The organism is Rhizobium sp. 01T417 (assembly GCF_056398905.1).
On the sequence record NZ_JBFTQH010000041.1, the window covers coordinates 13,329 to 34,318 of the forward strand.

At 61.0% G+C, this 20,990-nt stretch carries 15 protein-coding genes and 1 tRNA gene; 14 read left to right on the forward strand and 2 right to left on the reverse strand.

What is annotated here, in order from left to right:
* Positions 1-31: 31 nt before the first annotated feature.
* The 8 genes from ftsH to AC1DPR_RS26770 all read left to right on the forward strand — a co-directional run bounded on the left by ftsH (position 32) and on the right by AC1DPR_RS26770 (position 10,627).
* On the forward strand, positions 32-1,963 hold the full coding sequence (gene ftsH, locus AC1DPR_RS26735; RefSeq protein WP_025660918.1) for an ATP-dependent zinc metalloprotease FtsH: 1,932 nt from the start codon (positions 32-34) through the stop codon (positions 1,961-1,963).
* 237 nt (positions 1,964-2,200) lie between these two features.
* Positions 2,201-3,553, forward strand: a complete 1,353-nt coding sequence (gene glmM, locus AC1DPR_RS26740) for a phosphoglucosamine mutase (RefSeq protein WP_018859215.1) — start codon at positions 2,201-2,203, stop codon at positions 3,551-3,553.
* A gap of 181 nt (positions 3,554-3,734) precedes the next feature.
* On the forward strand, positions 3,735-4,502 hold the full coding sequence (locus AC1DPR_RS26745; protein ID WP_477817540.1) for an outer membrane protein: 768 nt from the start codon (positions 3,735-3,737) through the stop codon (positions 4,500-4,502).
* A 179-nt stretch (positions 4,503-4,681) separates the two neighbouring features.
* Entirely contained in the window at positions 4,682-5,494 is an 813-nt protein-coding gene (locus AC1DPR_RS26750) for an outer membrane protein (RefSeq protein ID WP_477817536.1), read from the forward strand.
* A gap of 141 nt (positions 5,495-5,635) precedes the next feature.
* The gene (locus tag AC1DPR_RS26755; protein ID WP_477817537.1) at positions 5,636-6,814 is read left to right on the forward strand and encodes a phosphoserine transaminase; all 1,179 of its coding nucleotides are present in this window, start codon (positions 5,636-5,638) and stop codon (positions 6,812-6,814) included.
* An 86-nt stretch (positions 6,815-6,900) separates the two neighbouring features.
* Positions 6,901-8,496 (forward strand): phosphoglycerate dehydrogenase, encoded by a 1,596-nt coding sequence (gene serA / locus AC1DPR_RS26760; protein ID WP_018859219.1) that lies wholly within the window; start codon positions 6,901-6,903, stop codon positions 8,494-8,496.
* 147 nt (positions 8,497-8,643) lie between these two features.
* Positions 8,644-8,802 (forward strand): hypothetical protein, encoded by a 159-nt coding sequence (locus AC1DPR_RS26765; protein WP_018859220.1) that lies wholly within the window; start codon positions 8,644-8,646, stop codon positions 8,800-8,802.
* Between the two features lie 637 nt (positions 8,803-9,439).
* Positions 9,440-10,627 carry a transporter substrate-binding domain-containing protein gene (locus tag AC1DPR_RS26770; RefSeq protein WP_245268003.1) on the forward strand — a complete coding sequence of 396 codons (1,188 nt, stop codon included), beginning with the start codon at positions 9,440-9,442 and terminating at the stop codon, positions 10,625-10,627.
* Positions 10,628-10,654: 27 nt separating this feature from the next.
* Here the strand turns inward: AC1DPR_RS26770 and AC1DPR_RS26775 are convergent, their stop codons facing one another.
* Positions 10,655-12,895 carry a heavy metal translocating P-type ATPase gene (locus tag AC1DPR_RS26775; protein WP_477817538.1) on the reverse strand — a complete coding sequence of 747 codons (2,241 nt, stop codon included), beginning with the start codon at positions 12,893-12,895 and terminating at the stop codon, positions 10,655-10,657.
* Between the two features lie 71 nt (positions 12,896-12,966).
* On the opposite strand from AC1DPR_RS26775, the gene AC1DPR_RS26780 reads away from it, so the two are divergent.
* Positions 12,967-13,389: a MerR family transcriptional regulator gene (locus AC1DPR_RS26780; protein WP_018859225.1), complete on the forward strand. Its 423-nt coding sequence runs from the start codon at positions 12,967-12,969 to the stop codon at positions 13,387-13,389.
* A gap of 140 nt (positions 13,390-13,529) precedes the next feature.
* A complete protein-coding gene (locus AC1DPR_RS26785; RefSeq protein ID WP_018859226.1) occupies positions 13,530-15,620 on the forward strand; it encodes a putative bifunctional diguanylate cyclase/phosphodiesterase in 2,091 nt (696 codons plus the stop codon).
* A gap of 61 nt (positions 15,621-15,681) precedes the next feature.
* Here AC1DPR_RS26785 and AC1DPR_RS26790 read toward each other — a convergent pair whose 3' ends face one another.
* On the reverse strand, positions 15,682-16,890 hold the full coding sequence (locus tag AC1DPR_RS26790; protein WP_477817539.1) for an MFS transporter: 1,209 nt from the start codon (positions 16,888-16,890) through the stop codon (positions 15,682-15,684).
* 301 nt (positions 16,891-17,191) lie between these two features.
* On the opposite strand from AC1DPR_RS26790, the gene AC1DPR_RS26795 reads away from it, so the two are divergent.
* The 4 genes from AC1DPR_RS26795 (at position 17,192) to AC1DPR_RS26810 (ending at position 20,981) form a co-directional block, all read left to right on the forward strand.
* On the forward strand, positions 17,192-18,007 hold the full coding sequence (locus AC1DPR_RS26795; protein WP_113471095.1) for a chromate resistance protein ChrB domain-containing protein: 816 nt from the start codon (positions 17,192-17,194) through the stop codon (positions 18,005-18,007).
* A complete protein-coding gene (gene chrA, locus AC1DPR_RS26800) occupies positions 18,008-19,417 on the forward strand; it encodes a chromate efflux transporter (protein ID WP_018859229.1) in 1,410 nt (469 codons plus the stop codon). It abuts the gene before it with no gap.
* Positions 19,418-19,594: 177 nt separating this feature from the next.
* On the forward strand, positions 19,595-20,794 hold the full coding sequence (mnmA, locus tag AC1DPR_RS26805) for a tRNA 2-thiouridine(34) synthase MnmA (protein ID WP_018859230.1): 1,200 nt from the start codon (positions 19,595-19,597) through the stop codon (positions 20,792-20,794).
* Between the two features lie 110 nt (positions 20,795-20,904).
* Positions 20,905-20,981 (forward strand) — tRNA-Met (locus tag AC1DPR_RS26810).
* The last annotated feature ends 9 nt before the right edge of the window (positions 20,982-20,990 follow it).

A 20,990-nucleotide genomic window follows, 5' to 3' on the forward strand; every position in this document is an offset into this window, starting at 1 on the left:
TGAGGTGGCTGTTCCAGTGCTGGGGAGTTCGATGAACCCTAACTTACGTAATTTCGCCTTGTGGGCAATCATTGCGCTTCTGCTGATTGCCCTGTTCAGCATGTTCCAGACGTCGCCGGCGCAGACCAGCTCCCGCGAGATCCCTTACTCGCAGTTCCTGCGGGAAGTGGATGCGGGCCGCGTCAAGGAAGTCGTCGTCACGGGCAACCGCGTCACCGGCACCTATGTTGAAAACGGCACCACCTTCCAGACCTATACGCCTGTTGTTGACGGCAGCCTGCTCGATCGCCTCCAGCAGAAGAACGTCCTCGTTTCGGCGCGCCCGGAAACCGATGGCTCTTCGGGCTTCCTGAGCTATATCGGTACGCTGTTGCCGATGCTGTTGATACTGGGCGTCTGGCTCTTCTTCATGCGGCAGATGCAGGGAGGCTCACGCGGTGCGATGGGCTTCGGCAAATCCAAGGCCAAGCTTCTGACCGAAGCGCATGGCCGGGTGACCTTCGATGACGTCGCAGGCGTCGACGAGGCCAAGCAAGACCTTGAGGAAATTGTCGAATTCCTGCGTGATCCGCAGAAATTCCAGCGCCTCGGCGGCAAAATTCCGCGTGGCGTTCTGTTGGTTGGCCCTCCGGGCACCGGCAAGACGCTGCTCGCCCGCTCTGTTGCAGGCGAGGCCAATGTGCCGTTCTTCACGATCTCGGGCTCCGACTTCGTCGAAATGTTCGTCGGCGTCGGCGCAAGCCGTGTCCGCGACATGTTCGAACAGGCCAAGAAGAATGCGCCCTGCATCATCTTCATCGACGAAATCGACGCTGTCGGTCGCCATCGCGGCGCCGGTCTCGGCGGCGGTAACGATGAACGTGAGCAGACGCTGAACCAGTTGCTGGTCGAGATGGATGGCTTCGAAGCAAACGAGGGCATCATCCTGATCGCGGCGACGAACCGCCCTGATGTTCTCGATCCCGCACTTCTGCGTCCGGGCCGCTTCGACCGCCAAGTGGTCGTGCCGAACCCCGACATCGTCGGTCGCGAGCGTATCCTGAAGGTTCATGCCCGCAACGTTCCGCTGGCACCGAACGTCGATCTCAAGGTTCTGGCTCGCGGTACGCCCGGCTTCTCCGGCGCGGATCTGATGAACCTCGTTAACGAAGCTGCCTTGATGGCTGCGCGCCGCAACAAGCGCGTCGTGACCATGCAGGAATTCGAGGACGCCAAGGACAAGATCATGATGGGCGCCGAGCGCCGCTCTTCGGCGATGACCGAGGCTGAAAAGAAGCTCACGGCCTATCACGAAGCCGGTCATGCGATCACCGCACTCAATGTGGCGGTCGCCGATCCGCTGCACAAGGCAACCATCATCCCCCGGGGCCGTGCGCTTGGCATGGTCATGCAGCTCCCCGAGGGCGACCGCTACTCGATGAGCTACAAGTGGATGGTCTCGCGCCTCTGCATCATGATGGGCGGCCGCGTTGCTGAGGAGCTGACTTTCGGCAAGGAGAACATCACATCGGGTGCATCCTCAGACATCGAGCAAGCCACCAAGCTTGCTCGTGCGATGGTCACCCAATGGGGCTTCTCCGACGAGCTCGGCCAGGTGGCCTACGGCGAGAACCAGCAGGAGGTCTTCCTCGGCCACTCTGTTTCGCAGTCGAAGAACGTCTCCGAGGCCACCGCCCAGAAGATCGACAACGAAGTTCGCCGCCTGATCGACGAGGCCTATACCCAAGCCCGCGATATCCTCACCGACAAGCATGACGAGTTCGTCGCGCTGGCCGAAGGATTGCTCGAATACGAGACGTTGACGGGCGAGGAAATCAAGGCGCTGATTCGCGGCGAAAAGCCTTCGCGCGATCTCGGCGACGACGCGCCGCCCAGCCGCGGCTCGGCCGTTCCGAAGACCGGTAGCCGACCGGTGGCTAAGGGTGACGAGCCTGAAGCCGGCCTAGAGCCGCAGCCGCATTGATTTATCTTGAGAATGCCTGAAAGGCCGGGGTCCAGTCTGGACTCCGGCCTTTCGCGTCGGTAACGCGATGTAATGGGTTTTCTCGCGAATTTACGTGATGGTGACAGCGATTTATGTCATGCCGGTGACATAGGGAGGCTTCACTCGAAGCTCTTGTAACGACATTCGCCCGTGGCGACGTGATTTTTGCAAGTAATAATGCGCAGCCTGAAGGCGCGCTAAGGCACAGGGGTGCATATGAAAAGACGCTATTTCGGTACAGACGGTATTCGCGGTCAATCCAATGTGTTCCCAATGACACCCGACCTTGCGATGCGGGTCGGGATTGCAGTCGGAACGATCTTTCGCCGAGGCAACCACCGTCATCGCGTTGTCATAGGCAAGGACACCCGCCTTTCTGGTTATATGCTCGAAAACGCGATGGTCGCAGGCTTCACTGCTGCGGGCGTCGATGCCTTTGTTCTCGGTCCTATCCCGACGCCAGCCGTGGCGATGCTGACGCGGTCCTTGCGCGCCGACATCGGCGTCATGATCTCGGCGTCCCACAATCCCTACCAGGACAACGGCATCAAGCTATTCGGGCCAGATGGCTATAAGCTGTCGGACGATCTGGAATCGCAGATCGAGGATCTGCTTGAAAAGGATCTCTCGACGCAGCTTGCCAAAGCCGACGACATCGGCCGCGCCAAGCGTGTTGACGGCGTGCACGACCGCTATATCGAGCATGCCAAGCGCACGCTGCCGCGTGACGTCACGCTACAAGGCTTAAGGATCGCGATCGACTGCGCAAACGGAGCCGCCTACAAGGTGGCGCCCGCTGTTCTCTGGGAACTCGGCGCCGACGTCGTGACCATCGGCAACGAGCCGAACGGCACGAACATCAATCTCAATTGCGGCTCGACCAGCCCGGTTGCTCTGCAGAAGAAGGTCGATGAAGTCCGTGCCGATATCGGCATTGCGCTCGACGGCGACGCCGATCGCGTGATCATCATCGATGAGAACGGCGCTGTTGTCGACGGCGACCAGCTGATGGCTGTCATTGCCGAGAGCTTTGCCGAAAGCCAGCAGCTTCGCGGCGGCGGTATCGTTGCGACGGTGATGTCGAATCTCGGGCTGGAGCGCTTCCTCGAGGATAAGGGCCTCGGCCTCGTACGCACGATGGTCGGTGACCGCTATGTCGTCGAGCACATGCGCCAGCACAGCTACAACGTCGGTGGCGAGCAGTCCGGTCACATCGTGCTGTCGGACTACGGTACGACGGGCGACGGTCTGGTGGCCGCATTGCAGATCCTTGCTGCGGTCAAGCGGACCGGCAAGACGGTGAGCGAAGTTTGCCGCCGCTTCGAGCCAGTGCCGCAGCTGCTTCGCAATGTGCGCATTTCCGGCGGCAAGCCGCTTGAAGACGCCCGTGTGCGGAAGGCAATCGCCGATGCAGAAGCCGAGCTCGGTCATAGCGGCCGCCTTGTTATCCGCCCGTCCGGCACCGAACCGCTGATCCGGGTCATGGCTGAAGGCGATGACCGCGGCCAGATCGAACGCATCGTCAATGATCTGGTTGGTATAATCGGTGGTGCGCGCGACGCCGCGTGACGTCCGTATTTGTGAACATGGCGGGCATTGTTTCGGCGTCCGGCCATGTGCGCAAGATCATGCTAAAGATTTTCTGAATTTAATCTGACATTAACTCTAATTTGTAAGACTCCGGGATGAATAAAAGCCGGGCGTGGTCGAATGACGCACGCCCGGGCATCGATTGTTTCTGGAGCATACTATGAAGAGATTTTTGATTGCCCTGGCTGCGGCGTTGACGGCAGGTGGCCCGGTTCTCGCTGCCGATCTTTATGTCGATCCGGCTCCTCCGCCCCCTCCCGCCTTCGGCGGATGGTACCTGCGCGGGGACTTGGGCATGACTAACCAGCGTCTTGGCAGTATGCAGCACGAATTGTTTGACGACGTGGAACTCCACGAATTTCCGGATGAGGGCTCATTTGACAGTGGCATGCTCGGTGGGGTGGGCGTCGGTTATCAATTTAACCAGTGGCTCCGCGGCGATGCGATCGTTCAGTATCGCGGAAAGACCGATTTTTCCGCGCTCGATCGTTACGGTCATACCGATGCGACGGGACCCGTCTGGGATGGTACGAATGACTACGATGCTGCCAAATCGGAATGGCTGTTGATGGCGAATGCCTATGTCGACATCGGCACATGGGAAGGCATTACGCCTTATGTCGGCGCCGGCATCGGTGCCTCACGCAACACGATCTCTCGGTTCAGGGATGTCAACGTCCCGACCCAAGGCGTTGCTTATGGTGACAGTGAATCCACTTGGAACTTTGCTTGGGCGCTCCATGCCGGCATCGGCTATCAAGTGACAGATCGCCTCACCGTCGATTTTGGCTATAGCTACGTCGATCTTGGCGACGCAAAAACCGGCCCGCTCCGTTCCTACGACAACACGGTGAACACCGGCCCGATGCACTTCGACAACATTACCTCGCACGATTTCAAACTCGGCCTGCGCTATTCGCTGCAATAGCCGACACCCCATTGTTGCGAGCGCTTCGACTTCAAGGCCGCCGTCAGGGCCGGCTTTTTCGTTTCTCCCCGTCCCCGATCGAAGTTAACAAACATAGTTAACCGCGCGTTAGCATCTGGTTGGAATAATGCCCGGATGGTCAGTCATGCGGGCATTTCTCTGCCCGGTCGGGAATTGCAATGAAATCGTCCACCATCATCCGCGCCACGGCGGCAAGCTTCGCTCTGTTCGGCGGTCCGGCGAGGGCGGAGGAACCCCCGATTACGCAGGCACCCGAGGTCACCATTGCCGGCGATGCATCGGCAAGGGGCTGGTATCTTCGTGGTGATCTTGGCTATGCGCCGTGGACAGGAAACGAAGCGCCGGCCTACCGCTTTACTGACGCCGGGGGCGCCACTGCTGGCGGCGAATTCGATCCGGCACGTTTTTCCAGGCCGATCTCAGGCGGTGCCGGTATCGGCTATCAATTCACCGACATCTGGCGCGCCGACTTCACGGGCGACTTTTTCAAAAGCAAGTTCACCGGCACAGCCCGCACCGATTTGCCTTGTGCTGCATCCGCAGCCGTCGGAACCGGCTGCGCCTTCGGTGCGCGCGGCGATCTTCGGGCCTATGGCGTGATGGCGAACGGCTATGCCGACCTCGCGACGATTGCCGGTTTCACCCCTTATGTCGGTGCCGGGATCGGGGCGACCAATGTAAAATGGGGGAACGTGCATGCGCAACCCGCGTGCACGGATGGTGCTTCGACCTGCTCGGGAGCCGCGTTCTCCCAGCAAGAACTCAATGGCGAAAGCAGCTGGCGCTTCACTTATGCGCTGATGGCCGGCCTCAGCTATGAGGTCACGGATACCATCAAAATCGATGTCGGCTACCGCTTCTCCGACATTGCCGGCGGCAGCATGTTTACGGGTCCTTCGGGATCAAGCGGTCGCGACGACGGACTGACGCGATACGAAATCCGTGTCGGCTTGCGGATCGCCGGCTGGTAAGTCCGCGGCGCAATGACGCGCATACGCTAAAAATCTCTCTCCTAGCGACAGCGGCTGCTTGACTTCGATCCCACCGCCCTATAACGACGGCGGCGGGACACTCCTCCCCAACGAGGAGCTATCTATCTGGAAGGATAGCACATGGCGAAGACCGCAAAGCCGGACGTACGTCCGAACAATACTCATTTTTCTTCTGGCCCTTGCTCGAAGCGCCCCGGTTGGTCGCTCGAAGCCCTTTCCGATGCGGCTCTTGGCCGTTCGCACCGCGCGAAGATCGGAAAGACGAAGCTCAAGCAGGCCATTGATCTCACCCGTGACGTTCTGGAAGTGCCGGCGGATTACCGCATCGGTATCGTTCCCGCTTCCGACACTGGCGCCGTTGAAATGGCTCTCTGGTCGTTGCTCGGTGAGCGCGGCGTCGACATGGTCGCCTGGGAAAGCTTCGGCGCTGGTTGGGTTGCCGACGTCGTCAAGCAGCTGAAGCTGAAAGATGTCCGCAAGATCGAAGCTGGCTACGGCGAGCTGCCGGATCTTTCCACCATCGATTTCGACCGCGACGTGGTCTTCACCTGGAACGGCACCACCTCCGGTGTTCGCGTTCCGAACGCCGATTTCATTCCGGCTGATCGCAAGGGTCTGACGATCTGCGACGCCACCTCGGCCGCTTTCGCACAGAATCTCGACTTCGCCAAGCTCGATGTAGTCACCTTCTCCTGGCAGAAGGTTCTGGGCGGCGAGGGCGCACATGGCGTCATCATCCTGTCTCCGCGCGCTGTCGAGCGTCTGCTCACCTACGCGCCGGCCTGGCCACTGCCGAAGATCTTCCGCATGACTTCGGGCGGCAAGCTGATCGAAGGCATCTTCAGCGGCGAGACCATCAACACGCCGTCCATGCTCTGCGTCGAGGACTATATCGATGCACTGCTCTGGTCGAAGGAAGTCGGCGGCCTCAAGGCCCTGATGGCCCGCGCCGATGCCAACGCCAAGGTAATTGCGGACTTCGTTACTGCCAACGACTGGATCGCCAACCTGGCGGTGAAGCCGGAGACGGCATCCAACACGTCCGTCTGCCTGAAGATCGTCGACAAGGACGTTCTGGCGCTCGACGCCGATGGTCAGGCGAACTTCGCCAAGGGCGTCGTCAGCCTGCTCGACAAGGAAGGTGTCGCCTATGATATCGGCCACTATCGCGATGCACCGTCGGGCCTGCGCATCTGGGCAGGTGCCACGATCGAGACTGCCGACATGCAGAAGCTGATGCCGTGGCTCTCCTGGGCGTTCGCGACCCAGAAGGCGACGCTTTCCCAGGCTGCTGCCTGAGCTGATAGCATCCGGCTCCGCTGAACGGGCGGAGCCTCGCATCCCTGATTTCATCCATCGCTGAACTTTTTGAAGGAAGCCCCGCAATGGCACCTCGCGTTCTCGTATCCGACGAACTGTCGGAAACCGCTGTCCAGATCTTCCGTGATCGTGGCGTCGAAGTCGATTTCCAGCCGCAGCTCGGCAAGGACAAGGACAAGCTCGCCGAAATCATCGGCAACTACGATGGTCTCGCCATCCGCTCCGCCACCAAGGCGACGGAAAAGCTGATCGCCGCTGCGACCAATCTCAAGGTCATCGGTCGCGCCGGCATCGGCGTCGATAACGTCGATATCCCGGCCGCCTCCAAGCGAGGCATCATCGTCATGAACACGCCGTTCGGCAACTCGATCACCACGGCCGAGCATGCCATTGCGCTGATGTTCGCCGTTGCCCGCCAACTGCCCCAGGCCGATGCCTCGACGCAGGCCGGCAAGTGGGAAAAGTCGAAGTTCATGGGTGTCGAAATCACCGGCAAGATGCTCGGCGTCATCGGCGCCGGAAACATCGGCGGCATCGTCTGCAAGAAGGCTATCGGCCTCGGCATGCATGTTCTGGCCTACGATCCCTTCCTGTCGGCCGAGCGCGCGCAGGAAATGGGCGTCACCAAGGTTGAGCTCGACGAGCTGCTGGCCAAGGCCGACTTCATCACGCTGCACGTTCCGATGACCGACAAGACCCGCGGTATCCTCGGCAAGGAAAACCTCGCCAAGACGAAGCCCGGCGTTCGCATCATCAACTGCGCCCGTGGTGGCCTGGTTGACGAAGCAGCGCTCGCAGAAGCCATCAAGTCCGGCCACGTCGCCGGCGCCGGCTTCGACGTCTTCGAGGTCGAGCCCGCCAAGGAGAGCCCGCTGTTCGGCCTGCCGAACGTCGTCTGCACGCCGCACCTGGGTGCGTCGACCACGGAAGCACAGGAAAACGTCGCCCTTCAGGTCGCCGAGCAGATGTCGGATTACCTCGTCAAGGGTGCGGTCTCCAACGCCATCAACATGCCGTCGATCACTGCTGAAGAAGCACCGATCCTAAAGCCGTTTATCCGGCTTGCCGACGTTCTCGGTGCTTTTGTCGGCCAGGTGTCGGAAGATCCGATCAAGGAAATCGAGATCCTGTACGATGGCGCTACGGCCACGATGAACACCAAGGCGCTGACCTCGGCTTTGCTCGCCGGCCTCATTCGCAACCAGGTCGCCGACGTCAACATGGTTTCGGCGCCGATCATGATCAAGGAAAAGGGCATCGTGCTCTCCGAGGTCAAGCGTGACAAAACCGGCGTCTACGACGGCTACATCAAGCTTACCGTCAAGACCGACACGATGACACGTTCGATCGCCGGCACGGTCTTCTCTGACGGCAAGCCGCGCTTCATCCAGATCAAGGGCATCAACCTTGATGCCGATGTCGGTTCGCACATGGTCTACATCGCCAACACCGACGTACCCGGCATGATCGGCTTCATCGGTACGACGCTAGGCGCCGCTGGCGTCAACATTGCGAACTTCCAGCTCGGCCGCGACAAGCAGGGGGGCGATGCTATCGCGCTGCTTTACGTCGATGGTCCGATTGGCGATGAGGTTCTGGCCAAGCTGACAGCACACTCGGCGATCCGCCAGGCAAAGCCGCTGGTGTTCTCAGTCGATTGAGTTTTGCTCCCAAGGCAATGAGAAAACCCGGCGTGGGAACCTGCGCCGGGTTTTCTCGTTTTGTCTTTCGGTCGACCACGTTGATCACTGCCAGGGCGACCATCGGTCTCTTTCTACGGTTGTTGAACAACCAATTTGGGAGCTTTCATGACAAAGTCAGTCGTCGCTATCGGCCTTGCGCTCGCATCACTCATCAGCCTGTCAGCTTGCGCAAACACGGCGAACGGTCTTGCCAAGGACGGCAGGGAAGCGGGCAATGCGCTGGATGTCAGCACGCATCGCATCCTCAAGGCCGGCGCGAACTAAGTCGAGCGGCCGGCCTTGCAGGTTAAACCCGCCTGAGCAAGCGGTCTCGCGACTACTGCGGGTTCGCTGGAGCCGGAGCGGCTGGCGCCGGGGCGGCCGGAGTCTCGGTAGCCGGGGCAGCAGGAGCTGGAGCGGCAGGAGTCTCAGCTGCTGGCGGTGTCGCGGGTGCAGTCGATGCAGGTGGCGGTGACGCCGGCTCGGAAGTGGTCGGAGCCGGTGCGTTCGGTGCCGTCGCGGTCGAACCGGTTTGTGTTCTCGGCCAATAAGTGGCTGCTAATGCTACGATAACGACAATGGCTGCCAAAACAATCCACAGCGTCCTGCTCTTGGACGCCGAGGTATTCGGGTTTGGTCTGTTGAAGTCATTCGTCATGTTACTCCTCCTCTCAACGTTAACGCCCCAGCGAGCGAAATGTTCCCACTGCGTGCAAATTGCGCAGCGAGACTAACGCAGAGGTTTTGTACCTGACCCAGTGCCTTTGAAAATCGTAGGCGTATGAAGGGCGGGCGAAGCGCAAATTTTACCGTAACGTACTTCTAATTTGCGTTCTTTCGTGGCTCGCTTCGGACCGCTGCCCAGGCCGTTGCCCAGGACTAGGCAGCCTTGGCGCGCGGTTCTTTTCGGAGTTGGAGGCTGGTGAGAACGGGTATCGTGGCAGTCTCCGTTGCAGCGTTTGCGACTGGCATACGTGGGTGGGTGCGCACTGCGGGCCGCCATATCCGGGGCGCGCTTATCGCTTTCTCGGCCTTCAGTGGAACTGCAGTCGGCTGCGCCTATGTCTATGGGCAGGTTCCGCAGCAGACCGACAGGCAAGATTTCCCTCAGCGCGAACTTGTTATCGGCACCAAGCAGGCACCGCCATTTGCGATGAAGGATGCCGATGGCAATTGGAGCGGCATTTCCATTGAGCTCTGGCGCGAGGTCGCGCAGAAGCTAGGGCTGCAGTTTCGCCTCGCCGAAGAGCCCGATGTTCAAAAACTCATCGAAGCAACATCGCGGGGCGACTACGATGTTTCCGTCGCAGCGATCACCATCACGGCCGACCGCGAACGCCGCGTGGATTTCAGTCAGCCCTTCTACGATACCGGCCTGGGGATCGCTGTGTCGGTCAACAGCGTGTCGGTGTGGCGCGAAATCACCCGGACAATGATCTCAGCGGGATTCCTGCAGGCGGCGGGAGCGCTGATCGGTATCTCCCTGCTGGTCGGCGCACTGGTGTGGCTGTTCGAGCGGCGCCACAACGACGACTTCGGCGGACCGGTCGGACGCGGTTTGGGAGCGAGCATCTGGTGGTCCGCGGAGGCCATGACGCAGGCAAGCACCGGGCATCGCGGGCCGATCACCGTTGCGGGGAGGGCGCTTGCGATCATCTGGATGGTGGTATCGATCATCACGATCGCCGTGTTCACCGCCAGCGTCACTTCCGCACTGACGACGAGGCAGATGCGCGGGCTGGTCAATGGCGTGGAGGATCTGCCGGGCGTGCGCGTTGGCACGCTTGCCAATTCGGCGACCATCGGCTTCCTGGACGGCGAGCGCATCAAGCACCGCACATTTGCCCAGGTTGCCGACGGGCTGAAGGCGCTCGAAACAGGATCGATCGATGCCTTCGTCTACGACAAGCCGCTTTTAGCGTGGACTGTGGAGCAGCATTTCTCCAGCAGCGTGCAAGTCCTGGATGTCGATTTCGAGCCCCAAAGCTACGGGCTCGCCATGCCGCTCGGCAGACCGTATCGAAAGGCAATCGACGTCGCCGTCCTTCAGGCGATTCACGATCCGCGTTGGAAACGAACGATCTTTCAGTACCTCGGAGAAAAACGATGAGCGAAAGAGCGGTGCCTGCTTAACCCCTTACCTGGCCGGCTTCAGCAGTCTCAGCGCATTGATGGTGACCAGCACCGTTGCGCCGGTATCGGCCAGGATCGCCGGCCAGAGGCCAGTGATGCCTGCGATGGTGGTCACGAGAAATGCCGCCTTCAGGCCGAGCGCGATGGTGATGTTTTGGACGATGTTGCGCATGGTGCGCTTGGAGAGCGCGATCATCGCCGCAACGTCGCTGACGCGACCATGCAGGATCGCGGCATCGGCAGTTTCGAGCGCCACATCGGTGCCGCCGCCCATGGCGATACCGACATCGGCGGTCGCAAGGGCAGGGGCGTCGTTGATGCCGTCGCCAACCTTGGCAACGATCAGGCCGCCGCGCTTCAGCTCGGTCACGATGCGTTGCTTGTCCTCCGGCATCAGTTCGGCGCGTACCTCGATGCCGAGCTGTGTGCCAATCGCTTTTGCGGTACGGTGATTGTCACCCGTTAGCATGACAGTCTTGATGCCTGCCTCGGTCAATCTCTCAAGGCCGGGCTCGGCGTCATCGCGCGGTTCGTCACGCATGGCGATGGCTCCTGCCAGCGTGTCGCCGACGATTAGTACCGAAACTGTTTTTCCATCGTCGTTGAGCGCCGTGATGCGCGCGACCTGATCCGATGAAAGAGGGATTTGTTCGCTGGCGGCTTTGGGAGACCCGAAGAATACGGGTTGGCCCTCGACGGTCCCGGTGATGCCTTTTCCTCCCAGAGCCTTGGCGTTGCTTGCTGCGGGGAGGGTGATCTCGGCGGCGGTTGCTCGCGCCAGGATTGCAAGCGCCAGCGGATGGCTGGATCCTGTCTCAAGGGCAGCGGCATATTTCAGGACTTCGCCTTCGTCCTTTCCAAACGCGATCACATCGGTCACCTGCGGCTTGCCTTCCGTCAGCGTGCCTGTTTTGTCGAATGCTACGGCAGTGACTTTGCCGAGGGTCTCGAGAACCGCGCCGCCTTTCAGCAGCAGACCGCGGCGCGCTCCAGAAGAAAGCGAGGCGGCAATCGCGGCCGGGGTCGAGATCACGAGGGCACAGGGGCAGCCGATCAGCAATATGGCGAGGCCCTTGTAGATCCATTCGTTCCAGGCGCTGCCGGCAAGAAGCGGCGGCAGGATCGCGACAAGGGCGGCAACCACGACGACGCCGGGCGTATAGTAACGAGAGAAACGGTCGATGAAGCGCTCCGTCGGCGCCTTTGATTCCTGCGCCGCTTCGACCAGCCGGACGACACGCGCAATCGTGTTGTCCGCCGCCGCTGCCGTCACCTTGGCCCGAAGAGCCGCGTCGCCGTTGACGGTACCTGCAAAAACGGTGTCGCCCACGCCTTTTTGCACGGGCGTACTTTCGCCGGTGACCGGCGCTTCGTCGATTGCACTTTCGCCGGACAGGATGGTGCCATCCGCCGCGATGCGGTCGCCCGGACGAACCAGAATCGTCGAACCGACGGCGAGGCTCTCGGCGGGCACTTCCAGGGTCTTGCCATCCTCTTCGAGGAAGGCGCGTTTCGGGACCAGGGTCGCCAGCGACTGGATGCTCGCGCGTGCCTTGCCGGCGGCGATGCCTTCCAGCAGTTCGCCAACCAGAAACAGGAAGACCACGGCGGCGGCTTCCTCGCTGGCCTGGATGATCACCGCGCCAACCGCCGCGATCGTCATCAGCATCTCGATCGAAAAGGGCGTGCCAGCGAAGGCAGCGACGATTGCGCGTCGGGCGATTGGAACAAGGCCGACGAGCACTGCCATGATGAACGCGTAGGGCGCAATTGCCGGCACGAGGTGGCCGATGACGTAAGCTATAACGAGGGCTGCGCCGGCAAAGATTGTCAGCCGGCCCTTCTTGCTGTGCCACCAAGGTCCGGCCATAGGGGCCTCGTGACCGTGGAGCCCTTCCAGCGCGTCAGGCACTCTTTCCGCTACATGCTCATGACCTGCGTGATTATGCCCCGCGTGGTCGTGATTACTGTGGTCATGGTCATGGTGGGAATGGTCTGCCGGCTGTGTATCCACGGGCATCCTTCCGGTCACCTGCGAGACGGAATAGCCAAGGCTCGTCACTTTCTTTTCGATGGCGACAAGATCGCTGCTGCCGTCGTGGCGTACAGTCATCGTCCCCGCGGTCACGGAGATAGAAACGTCTTCGACACCTGGGATGCGTCGGACGGCGGTGTCAATCTTGGCTGCGCAGCTGGCGCAATCCATGCCGCCAACCCTGTAACGTTTCTCGACCGTTTCACCCATGATCCGCTTCCTTGTCAGACAGAAGCATCCTCCCTACATCCTCTAGCGACTAGAGGTGCAAGAGGAAAATCATGAAAACGATCACGATCGGCGAAGCCTCCCGGAAAAGCGGCGTCAAAGTGCCGACGATCCGCTACTACGAGAGCATCGGCCTCCTGCCGGAGCCGAACCGGAGCGAAGGCAACCAACGTTCCTACGAGCCGGCGGATCTGCGCAGGCTCGCCTTCATCCGTCATGCCCGCGAGCTTGGCTTCGAAGTGGAGGCGATCCGCACCCTCCTGACCCTGCAGGACGACCCGCACCAGTCATGCGCCTCTGCAGACGCGATCGCCAAGGCCCGCCTAATCGAAGTCGAGCAGAGGATCCGAAGCCTGATGGCGCTGAAAGCGGAGCTGGAGCTGATGGTGGAAGGCTGCGGTCACGGCCGTGTCGATCAGTGCCGTGTCATCGAGGTGCTGGCGGATCACGGCCAGTGCAGCCATGCCCATCACTGATGGGGAGGGGAGGCAGAAATACCGCAATGCACAATCCAAAGGCGTTGCGCCTAAAGTTTGTGCGAATTATGATTCTGTTTTTGTTTAGCTTTTCGACCTATAACCCGTCGATCCGCTGCCATTACTTCTTGTGATCTAGTATGACCGGTTTCCAGAAAGCATTTGCTCCGATCGATGCGCCGAACGATGATTTTCAGTCGCTGTTTGCAACCCATCCGTCGCCGATGTGGGTCTACGAACCCGGCAGCCTTCGCTTCCTGATCGTCAACAATGCTGCCGTCGATCTCTACGGCTATTCGCGCCAGGACTACGCGCGCATGACGGTCCTCGACATCAGGCCGGAGCAAGAGCGCAAGCGAATGCGCGATGCCGTGCAGGCCCGTACGGATATGGAGCGTGCGGAGCGCTGGACGCATTTGAAGGCCAATGGCGAAACCCTGGAAGTGCTCACCTACGGACGGGCGGTTCGCTTCGACGGACGGGATGCGATCCTCGCGATCGTGCAGGACCGGACCGAGGTCAACGCAGCCCAAAGGCAGGTGAGCGATACACGCTCAATGCTGGACAGTATCGTCGACAACCTGCCCGTAGGCGTCTTCGTGAAGGACATGGAAGAAGACGGACGCTACATCCTTTTCAACGAAGCGTGTGGGGTCATCGTCGGCCACGATCCAGAAGGTATCATCGGTCAGAGCGACTCCATCATTTTCGAGGAGAAGCAAACGGCGATCTTTCGCGAGCAGGATTCCCGAGCTCTCGGGGCAGGTACAACCATCAGCTTCGAAGAGACGATGCAGCGCGCCGATGGGACGCCGCGGATTCTGCGGACGATCAAGCGGGCTCTGCCCGCACCGGACGGCGGCGTGCCGCGCTATGTCCTGGGCATTTCCCAGGACGTGACCGAGGAGCGATCGGTCGAGGCTCGTCTCGCTTACATGGCAATGCACGATGCGCTGACGGGCCTGCCGAACCGCGCCTCTTTCGCCGATCATATCCAGCGGGAGGCACCGGTCGCCACGACGGAAAACCCGCTGGCGCTGCTTTACCTCGATGTCGACCACTTCAAGCATATCAATGACAGCAAAGGGCATGCCGCGGGCGATGCGCTGCTATGCCAGGTCGCAGGGCGCCTGATGCAGCTTGTCGCCGATGGCGACCTCGTCGCGCGTCTCGGCGGCGACGAGTTTGCGCTGCTGCTCCGACTGGAGCGACGTGAGAACATTGAACGCTTTGCCGAACGGCTGCTCCGATCGTTATCGGCCCCATTTGATCTTGATGGCGTCGACGAGCACGTCACCTGCAGCATCGGCATTGCGCTTGCGCCGGAGCACGCCGAGGACGACGATGTCCTGATGCGAAACGCGGACCTTGCGCTCTACGCAGCGAAGGAAAGTGGTCGCTCGACCTATCGCTTTTATCTTCCTGAAATGCGCCTCGAAGCCGAGCGCAGGCACATGCTCACGGCCGAGCTTCACGAGGCGCTGCTAAAGGGCCAGTTTGAACTGCACTACCAGCCAATCGTGCAACTTGACGACGATGGTCTGGCGGGCTTCGAGGCCTTGATCCGCTGGCGCCATCCCGTACGAGGGCTGGTCCCGCCGATGGAATTCATACCCCTCGCCGAGGAGACGGGCCTTATCATTCAGGTCGGCGAGTGGGTGCTGCGCGAAGCCTGTCGGGCGGCGGCGGCCTGGCCCGATCACCTCAAGATCGCCGTCAATCTCTCCGTGTGCCAGTTTCGCCACAACAGCCTGCTTGCGACCGTTGTTGCGGTACTGGATGAGACCGGTCTCCGTCCTGAACGCCTTGAGATCGAGATCACCGAGTCAGTCTTCCTCGCCGACGTTGAGCAGAGCCTGCCGCTCTTGCGGGCGTTGAAGGAACTCGGCATCCGCATCGCCATTGACGATTTCGGCACCGGTTATTCCTCCTTCAGTTATCTGCGCGCCTTTGCCTTCGACAAGATCAAGCTCGACCGCAGCTTTGTCTCCGGCATCGAAACGGATCCGGGTAACTTGGCGATCGTGCGGGCGGTCGTCGGCATCGGCTCTGGTTTCAACGCGACAACGCTTGCGGAAGGGATCGAGACCGAAGAGCAGTTACGGAAATTGCGCGCCGAAGGCTTCAGCGAAGTACAAGGCTTCCTGCTTGGCACGCCTATGCAACAGGCCGAGGCGGAGGCCCTGATTTACGGCGGAGCCTCTCCCTTGCTTGCCGCGACCGGCTCCTGAAATCATTACCTCGAAGGTGTCAGCTTTGCTGCGTGGATCGCTGACGGGGCAAGCTCCTGATTTATAAAGCAGTTCTAAGCCGCCTTTTCAACGGAAGCAGCGAAAGGCCGGCGAGCGAGGCAAAGGCTGCGCCGGCGAGAAAGGTTATCTGGTGTCCGCCCCAATCCCAGAGGGCGCCGGCGAGCACGCTCGCGGCGAGAAGAGCGACACCCGCAATCAGGTTGAAGATGCCGAAGGCGGTTCCGCGCAGTTCGGCGGGTGCGGCATCCGCAACAAGGGTCGCCAGCAGGCCCTGTGTAAAGCCCATGTGGAACCCCCACAGCAGTACTCCAATCCCGAGGCCTGCCAGCCCGGGAAGAAACGCAAGGCTGAGGTCGGCGAGAACGAGAAGCGCCAGCCCGACCATCAGCAGGGTTATCCTGTCGACACGATCCGCCATGACGCCTACCGGATAAGCCGAGATTCCATAGGCAATGTTCATGACGATCAGGACGATCGGAACGAACATGACGGGAAGTCCCATCTGTTGAGCATCAAGGATGAGGAAGGCCTCGCTGAACCGTGCAAGGGTGAAGACAGCAGAGACGGCAACGACCAGCCAGTAGATCACAGGCAGTCGAACGAGTTCCGAGGCTCGGAGCGGCACCCGAGCGCGCCCTTGGTCGGCATGCGGCGGTTCCTTGACGACAAAGAGGATGATCGCGACCGAGCAGAACGCCGGTATGACGGCGATCCAGAAGACCGTCGCATAGTGGTCGGCGGTCCACCACATCAGACCCAAGGCCAGTGCCGGCCCAAGGAAGGCGCCGACCTTGTCCAGCGACTGACGCAGACCGAAACTTGCGCCGCGGATTTCCTTCGGGCTGATGTCGGCTATCAAGGCGTCGCGCGGTGCGCCCCTGATGCCCTTTCCAACGCGGTCCACGAAACGCGCGGTCACGAGCCAGCCCAGCGACGGTGCCAGGGGAAACACTGGCTTTGTCAGCGCGGCCATTCCGTAGCCCAGGGCCACGAGCAGCTTTCGCTTGCCAAGCCAATCGCTGAGCGCTCCGGAAAACACTTTGGTGATGGCGGCGGTCGCCTCGGCAATGCCTTCGATCACGCCGACTGCAAATGCCGAAGTGCCGAGGATGGCAACCATGTAGACCGGAAGCAGCGCGTGGATCATCTCGGAGGAGATGTCCATGAACAGCGAAACGAAGCCGAGAGCCCAGACGCCTTTCGGGATCGCCCGCAGGGCTGCGGGTCGCGAGCCGGCAACGTCGACCATATCGAACTACCTTTCACAAACGAACCCGCCAGGGTCTTCTGCTTTTGAAATCTGACGGCGACCTGAAAAAGCGTCCGAAGCCTAGCGTGATATCGTCCTCCTCGTGCGCTCGGACACTTCAGTCTAGCCGCTGCGGGATCAATCGTTACATCTCAATTGTTTGCCGGCAGCGCAAGCAGGCGGAAAATGTTGACATAGCCGATTCACGCGTGGATCATATGGTCCATGGGGTCGCGATCACCCCACGAGGCGCCAGCCGAAGAGTCGCGTCCAACGAAGCCGCTAAAACGGAGGACGCGCGATGCCGTCATTCACCGAAATCTCAGCCGACAAACTGAACCGCCTCATCGGCACGCCGGGTGCGCCTGTCTTGATCGATGTGCGCAATGACGAGGACTTTTCCGCAGATTCTCGTCTCATTCCCGGATCGATCCGCAAGCCATTCAAGGATGTGGAGGAGTGGGGTGCCGAAATCCACGGTCCGGCCGTCATTGTCTGCCACCACGGCGCCAAGCTTAGCCACGGCGTTGCCGCGCATCTTCGCGTCATGGGTACGCAGGCCGAAACACTGGAAGGCGGGTTCGAGGCATGGATCAAGGCAGGCGGTCTCGCCGTGCCGGACGATAAGCTGCCGCCGCGGGACGCGAAGGGGCGGACGGTTTGGGTCACGCGCGCGCGCCCGAAGATCGACCGTATCGCCTGCCCCTGGTTGATCCGCCGCTTCGTCGATCCATCGGCTGTCTTCCTGTTCGTTCCCACCGCTGAAGTGCTGATGGTCGCCGACCGGTTCGGCGCAACACCGTTCGACATCGAGGATGTCTTCTGGAGCCATCGTGGCGAGCGTTGCTCCTTCGATATCATGCTGGAGGAGTTCACCCTTCAATCCCAGCCGCTCCTCAGGCTTGCGACGATCGTCCGGGCTGCCGACACCGCAAGGCTCGATCTCGCACCCGAAGCAGCGGGATTGCTGGCGGCTTCGCTCGGGCTCTCGCGGATGTTTGCCGATGACCTCGAGCAATTGCAGGCCGGTATGACCCTTTACGATGCCTTCTACCGATGGTGCCGCGACGCGACCGACGAAACGCACAACTGGCCCTCGGCGAAGAAGGGAAGTTAGATGACCAATCTTGCCACGAACAGGCCCGCCGACGACACGACGGGCGGGACGGGTCACGGTGTCTCCTTCGGCGAGGCCCTTCGCGTCTGGTTGCGCGTGGCGGCGTTGAGTTTCGGCGGCCCGGCCGGGCAGATCGCCGTCATGCACAGGATCGTCGTCGACGAAAAGAAGTGGATCGGCGAACACCGTTTTCTGCACGCCCTCAACTACTGCATGCTGTTACCCGGGCCAGAGGCGCAACAGCTCGCCATCTATATCGGCTGGCTCATGCACAGGACGGCAGGAGGCCTTGTGGCCGGCATCCTTTTCGTCTTGCCCGGCTTCCTCTCCATCCTGGCCTTAAGCTACGTCTACGTGATATTTGGCAACGTCGAGGCCGTCGAAGGCATGTTCTTCGGCCTCAAGGCCGCCGTGCTTGCGGTCGTCGTGCAAGCGGTCATTCGGATCGGGGGCAGGGCGCTCAAAAATCCCGCGATGGTCGTTATCGCGCTAGTGGCATTCTTCGCGATATTTGTGCTCCACGTCCCATTCCCGCTCATCATTCTGGCGGCGGCGATAACAGGCTTCCTCGGTTCCAAATCCAGTTCAAGGCTCTTCCAGGTGGGTAATGGCCACAAAACTGCGGCGGGTCACATCCTTGCCGATGCCGACTCCGCGCTTGGTGAGGAAACGCCGGTTCATGCGCGGCCAAACCTGGTGTGGTCGCTTAAGATCTCGGCTGTGTTGCTGGCACTCTGGCTCGGGCCGCTTCTGCTGCTCTACGTCTTCCGTGGCGGAGATGATGTGTTCACGCAGATCGGCATCTTCTTTAGCAAAATGGCCGTGGTGACTTTTGGCGGCGCATACGCCGTCCTCGCCTATGTCGCGCAGGAGGCGGTGCAGCACTATGGCTGGCTGCGGCCGACGGAGATGCTAGATGGACTCGGCATGGCCGAGACGACGCCGGGGCCGCTGATCATGGTTCTACAGTTCGTCGGGTTCATGGGCGCCTATCGCGACCCGGCTGGCCTCGATCCGATGACCGCAGCCACGCTGGCGGCGATGCTGACGACCTGGGTCACGTTCGTGCCGTGCTTCCTCTGGATTTTTCTCGGTGCGCCTTTCATTGAAAAGCTCAGGGGAAATGCGGCGCTCGCAAGTGCAATGTCGGCGATCACCGCTGCCGTGGTGGGTGTGATACTGAACCTCGCCATCTGGTTCGGTCTGCACTTTCTATTTGTCGAGGCTCGCGTCCATCAGTTCGGTCCACTATGGGTCGAACTGCCGGTCTGGTCGTCGCTCGCCCTGCCGTCGCTGGCTCTCAGCCTTGCCGCAGCGGTTGCGATCTTCCGGTTCAGGATGTCGGTGATCCCCACACTGCTTGGATGTGCTGCTGCCGGAATGGCGTGGAGGCTGATCGCGTCGTCCTGATCGAGCCGCGCTGCGAACCAGGGCGGCGCGAGTGATGAAACTTGCTTCCTCTTGCGCCGGACCCCAATCCTTTCTATATCCTCGCCACGAAAGTCCGGCGGCCGATCCCGCTCGGACGCAGGAAATCCGCCGGCTCAGATGGGCGGACCGCAACAAGCTTAGAATTGGCAGCCACCCGTGAATACACTGGATTTTGACAAGAGGCCGGAAGATACCCGCGTTGTCGTCGCCATGTCCGGCGGCGTTGATAGCTCCGTGGTGGCAGGCATTCTCAAGCGCCAGGGCTATGACGTGCTCGGCATTACGCTGCAGCTTTACGACCACGGCGCGGCCGTTCACCGTGCCGGTTCCTGCTGCGCCGGCCAGGATATCGACGATGCGCGTCGCGTTTGCGAAACGCTCGGTATTCCTCACTATGTCCTGGATTACGAAAAGCGCTTCCGGGATACGGTGATCAACCCCTTCATGGAAAGCTATGTGGCCGGCGAGACGCCGATCCCCTGCGTCTCGTGCAACCAGACGGTCAAGTTCGCGGATCTCCTGGCAACGGCCAAGGAGCTTGGCGCCGACGCGCTGGCGACTGGCCACTACATTCGCTCCCGCGCCAATCCGGCCCCCGGCAATCCCGGTCGCCGCGCCCTTTATCGCCCTGCTGATGCCGATCGCGACCAAAGCTACTTCCTCTTCGCGACGACGCAGGAACAGATCGATTACCTGCGCTTTCCGCTCGGCGGTCTGCCCAAGGCAGAAACCCGCAAGCTTGCCGAAGAGATGGGGCTTGTCGTCGCCAAGAAGGCCGACAGCCAGGACATCTGTTTCGTGCCGCAGGGCAAATATTCCGACATCATCAACAAGCTGAAGCCGAATGCGGCACTCGCAGGCGAGATCGTCCATCTCGACGGCCGCGTGCTGGGCCAGCATGAAGGCATCCTGCACTACACGATCGGCCAGCGCCGCGGCATCGGCGTCGCCACCGGCGAGCCGCTCTATGTCGTCTATCTCGATGCCCGCTCGCGCCGGGTCATTGTCGGGCCGAAGGAGGCGCTGGAGACGCACCGCGTCTATTTGCGGGATGTCAACTGGCTGGGTGACGAGCCGCTTGTCGAGGCGGCTTCGGGCGAGGGCTTCGTGTGCTTTGCCAAGGTTCGCTCGACGCGCGCGCCGACGCCTGCCGTCTTGCATGCCGATGCGACCGGCATCTATGTCGACCTCGCGGTTGGCGAGGCTGGCGTTGCGCCGGGCCAGGCCTGTGCGCTCTATTCGGCACCCGGCGACGACGCCCGCGTGTATGGCGGTGGTTTCATCGAACGCTCCGAGCGCGAACCGGCGGCGGAAGCTTCGCTGAAGGCGCTGTTGGCCAGCCCGGTCGCGGCCTGAAAAAGCCTGTGGTATTTTCTCGATCATGCGCTTGACACAAAGCCGAAGCGCACCTTATAAGCCGCTCATCCCACGGGCCGAGCGCATCGCGAACGGCACCGTTGACCAGTGGCGGAGTAGCTCAGTAGGTCAGAGCAGAGGAATCATAATCCTTGTGTCGGGGGTTCAAATCCCTCCTCCGCTACCAGTCAAATGA